Annotated in this window: 2 protein-coding genes and 1 pseudogene; 1 reads left to right on the forward strand and 2 read right to left on the reverse strand. The window is 63.4% G+C overall.

Features of this window, described 5'->3' with window-relative positions; genetic code table 11:
* Positions 1-23: 23 nt before the first annotated feature.
* Positions 24-1,333 (forward strand): annotated as a pseudogene (locus tag ACLBWX_RS22905) (IS701 family transposase).
* 243 nt (positions 1,334-1,576) lie between these two features.
* On the opposite strand, the gene gmd reads toward ACLBWX_RS22905, so the two are convergent.
* On the reverse strand, positions 1,577-2,629 hold the full coding sequence (gene gmd, locus ACLBWX_RS22910) for a GDP-mannose 4,6-dehydratase (RefSeq protein ID WP_447679214.1): 1,053 nt from the start codon (positions 2,627-2,629) through the stop codon (positions 1,577-1,579).
* 78 nt (positions 2,630-2,707) lie between these two features.
* Positions 2,708-3,655, reverse strand: a complete 948-nt coding sequence (gene fcl / locus ACLBWX_RS22915; protein ID WP_447679215.1) for a GDP-L-fucose synthase — start codon at positions 3,653-3,655, stop codon at positions 2,708-2,710.
* Positions 3,656-4,240 lie beyond the last annotated feature (585 nt).

Below are 4,240 nucleotides of genomic sequence, written 5' to 3' on the forward strand. Positions count from 1 at the left end.
GGTCATGAGCGTGGGTGCGCGCGATGTCAGGTGCTGGCGGATGGCGTGACGATCTGGATCGATGGCTGCAGCCGTTCCTGGCGGGCCTGTCGCATTCGGCACGCCGGGCGATGTGCCCCCTCTACGTGGCCGGTCTGATCGGCCTTGGCGACCGCAAGAGCGTCCAGCCGATAGCGGCGCGGAACGATGGGGTTCCCTATGATCGGCTGCACCACTTCATCGCCGCCGGGATCTGGGATGAGGCGCCGCTTCAGCAGGCGCTTCTCTACGAGGCCGATCGCTTGGTCGGCGGTGCAGATGCGATCCTCGTCGTCGACGACACCGCCTTGCCGAAGAAGGGCAACAACTCGGTCGGGGTCGCGCCGCAATACGCCACCACGCTGGGCAAGACCGCCAACTGCCAGACGCTGGTGTCGCTCACGCTGGCGCGCGGCGAGGTGCCCGTGGCGGTCGGCCTGGCGCTGTTCCTGCCCGAGACCTGGACGGCCGACCCGGACCGGATGGCCAGGGCCGGCGTTCCCGAGGATCGGCGCGCAGCCCGCACCAAGCTGGAGATCGCGGTCACGGAGATCGATCGGGTCCGAGAGGGTGGCGTGCGCTTCGGCTGTGTGCTGGTCGATGCGGGTTATGGCTGCTCCGCCCCGTTCCGACAGGCCCTGAGCGCGCGGCCTGAGATGGGCCGTCGGGATTTCGGGACGCAACAAGGTCTACCCGGCCGACGTGGCGATGATCTTCCCCGTCTCGGGGCGTGGGCGACCGCGCCAGCGTCATGTGCCGGATCAGGTCTCCGTCGCGGCCGAGGCGATCCTGGCAGACATGACCGGCCGGTCGGTGACCTGGCGGCACGGGACCAAGGGTCGGCTGCGGGCTCGCTTCTGTGCGTTGCGCATCCGGATGGCAGACGGTCCGACGCAACGGATCGGTACACAAGGCAACCAGCACCTGCCCGGGGAAGCCGTCTAGCTGGTGCGCGAGGAGCGAGGAGCGAGGCTCGGGCGAGCGCAAGTTCTATCTCTCGAACCTGGCCGCCGACGCGACCCTCAAGCAGCTCGCCGCTACGATCAAGGCGCGCTGGATCTGCGAGCAGGCCCACCAGCAGATGAAGGAGGAACTCGGCCTCGACCACTTCGAGGGCCGATCCTGGACGGGACTGCATCGACACGCGCTGATGACGATGATGGCCTACGCCTTCCTCCAGTCCCGCCGCCTCGCAGCGGCGGGGCGGAAAAAAAAGAATCGCCTGCCCACCGCCTCAGCCCTCGATGCCGGCGATCCGACAGGCCATCCTGGATCACCTCAGTCGGCCACCACCGCGGCGATGCCCGCACTGTGATGCTGTGCTCAATCAACCACCTTGAGATCAATCTGCCAAAGTAGTGCTAGAAGGGCTTCGTCGTCTTTGGAGCGCGCTGGGTCGCCGGAAGGACCTTCGGCTGGCTCAGCCATTGGGCCGACCTACACCGCGAGCGCGCCGGTCGCCTTGACGTCGCAACGGGTCGCCTCGGCTGTGTCGCCCGCCTGACGACGACCAACATCCTCATTAATCCAGCTTAAAAGGATCCGCTCCAAACAAGCTCTAAGTCACGCAAATATCTGCGAGTTCGGCGAGAACCATTTCCTGGACGAGGTCAGGAAAGCTAATGGTGTGGGTCCAGCCGAGTTTTTCACGCGCCTTGGTCGGGTCGCCAAGGAGCTGGTCGACCTCAGTCGGACGAAAGTAGACGGGATCGATCTTGACTAATACTTGTCCGGAACTCTTATCGAGCCCTTGCTCCTGAATGCCCTTTCCCTGCCACACGATCGTCCGGCCCACTACCGCGAAGGAGTGCTCAACGAATTCACGCACTGAGTGCATCTCGCCAGTGGCCAGCACGTAGTCGTCTGGCACATCCTGTTGAAGGATGCGCCACATCCCCTCGACATAGTCGCGCGCATGTCCCCAGTCGCGCATGGCATCAAGATTGCCGAGATAGAGCGCCGGCTGCAGACCGGCCTCGATCGCCGCGACTGCGCGAGAGATCTTTCGGGTGACAAAGGTCTCGCCGCGTGTAGGGCTCTCGTGATTAAATAAGATTCCGTTCGAGGCATGCATGGCGTAGGCCTCACGGTAATTCACCGTGATCCAATATGCATAGAGCTTGGCCACGGCGTAGGGACTGCGCGGATAGAACGGCGTGTTTTCGCTCTGAGGCACCTCCTGGACCTTACCGTAAAGCTCTGAGGTCGAAGCCTGGTAGAATCGCGTCTTCTGGCTGAGGCCGAGGATGCGGATGGCCTCCAAGAGGCGCAAGGTGCCGATAGCATCGGAATTAGCGGTGTACTCGGGGGTCTCAAAACTAACCTGTACGTGGCTTTGGGCACCAAGATTGTAGACCTCGTCTGGCAGGGTTTCCTGCATAATCCGGATCAAGTTGGTGGCGTCGGTCAACTCACCATAGTGCATGTGAAAGTCGGTCGGCGCGAAACGCGGGTCCTCGTAGAGGTGATCAACCCGCCCGGTGTTGAAGGACGAAGACCGGCGCTTGATGCCGTGAACAATGTAACCCTTTTCTAGCAGCAAGGCCGCGAGATAGCCGCCATCCTGGCCCGTAACGCCCGTGATCAGAGCCGTTTTCTGCGTCGTAGACATGCGTTGCTCCTAGGGGTTGCAGGGAATTGAGGGGTTGCAGCCGAGCCGCAGCCCTGCAGTCGCGCGGTGGAGTCCCTGTCAGGCTTCGGGATGATGGTGGCGGAACCAGGCGTAGGCGTCCGCGATCCCGGCGCGCAGGTCAATCCGCGGCTGCCAGCCGAGAGCCTCCAGGCGGGTGGTGTCGAGGCGCTTACGCGGTGTGCCATCGGGCTTAGTCGTGTCGAAAAGCAACCGCCCCTGCCAGCCCAGAACCTCGGCGATCGTCTCGGCTAGTTCGCGGATGGTGAGTTCCTGGCCGGAGCCGACATTGATCGGCCCTTCGCCGGAATACGCCTTCATCAAGTGAACGCCGGCGTTGGCGAGATCATCCACGTGCAGGAACTCGCGGTACGGCGTGCCCGTGCCCCAGAGCGTGATGGTCGAGAGATGATGGCGTTTGGCCTCGTGCACCTTGCGCAGGAGCGACGGCAACACGTGGCTGCCCTTGGAATCATAATTGTCCGCCGGCCCGTAGAGGTTGGTCGGCATCGCCGAGATGAAGTCGGCCCCGTGCTGGCGGCGATAGGCCTGGCATAGCTTCAGCCCTGCGATCTTGGCGATGGCATACCATTCGTTAGTCGGCTCAAGCGGTCCGGTGAAAAGTGCGTCCTCCGATATCGGTTGGGGCGCCATCTTCGGGTAGATGCAGGAAGAGCCGAGAAACAGCAGCTTCTCGACGCCGACCGCGTGCGCGCTCTGGATGAGGTTCGCCTCGATCATCAGGTTGTCGTAGAGGAAATCAGCCGGGGCGGTATCGTTGGCGACGATCCCGCCCACCTTAGCGGCGGCGAGGAACAGCGCTTGCGGCCGTTCCGCCGCCATCCAGCGTTCGACCTCGGCCTGCCGGCGCAAGTCGACCGTGTCTCGCCCCAGGGTCAGGATCGTGCATTGCTCGGAGGCGAGCCGTCGCACGAGCGCCGATCCAACCATGCCCCGATGGCCCGCGACGAGGACGCGCTTTCCCGACAGATCGTAGCTGGAACTCATCGGACGACCGGTTCCTCGAAAGATATGCTCGTCATCGGAACCCAGTGCCCGACAAAATAACGCTCGCTCGATCTGCGCCAGAGTAGTCCAGACCGCCGCGAGGCGTTTTACGCGGCCACCGATACGCGACACAAACGCAATGCAAGCCCGGGCGACCCGCTGAGACCTCGACGTGCCGCAGCCGCTCGGTCAGCACCGCGCTGCGGATGGCCGGAGCGACATGTCTAACGGGTAAGTCATGGCGTGACCAGCGCAACGCCCTTTCACGGTCGCTCGATTGTGCAGGTATCTTTTCGCAAGGACATTCTCGGGAATCCCTATCTTCAAAGCGAAAGCTCGGTCGCGCTCGTTTATACCCTCGATCGCCGCCTCCGCGTCCGGGTGCAGCTCGATCCCGAAACGTTTGGCCCAGAACCGGCCCTCCGTGGCCGAGACAGCGTGTTGCTGCGTCGGGTCGAAGGCGTGGGAGTGGTACACGACCGCCTCGTCGACATAGGCCTTCTAGGTGTACGGTCCCGGGATGAGGTGTGACGGATCGAGCCTGAAGCGATCGGGCTCTTTCGTCCAGGCGTTCAGGATGAACTC

The organism is Methylobacterium sp. M6A4_1b (assembly GCF_053345175.1).